The organism is Zoogloea sp. LCSB751 (genome assembly GCF_002028455.1).
In the GTDB taxonomy this organism is placed as follows: domain Bacteria; phylum Pseudomonadota; class Gammaproteobacteria; order Burkholderiales; family Rhodocyclaceae; genus Zoogloea.
Map to the genome: position 1 here is coordinate 1 of NZ_MWUM01000310.1, position 261 is coordinate 261.

General features: G+C 47.9%; 1 protein-coding gene. It reads right to left on the reverse strand.

The window, feature by feature from the left end; translation table 11 throughout:
* Positions 1-176 (reverse strand): flagellar brake protein (locus B4920_RS31145; protein WP_139379713.1); only part of this gene is annotated, 176 nt, incomplete at its 3' end.
* Positions 177-261: the final 85 nt, after the last annotated feature.

Consider the following 261-nt stretch of genomic DNA (forward strand, 5'->3'; position numbering starts at 1 on the left):
ATGACCGACGTCTGAAAGAATTTTCTGCCCTCATCTATATAAGCCGTCACAAGACAATGTCGCCGGGCGAGTAGGCTCAGGTAAAGGAGAATTTCACTCCGATTGCTCAGAAAGAACTGGGTAAATTCGTCGTGGCGGTCAATTTCAAAGTCGGGGATGGAAGATTCTTCGGTCATGGATAGTTCTCTGGCATGGGCAGGCTACGCAATGGTAGGCCATCGCCAGAAAAATGCCATTCAATTGGATTTGGATCGGAAAGAG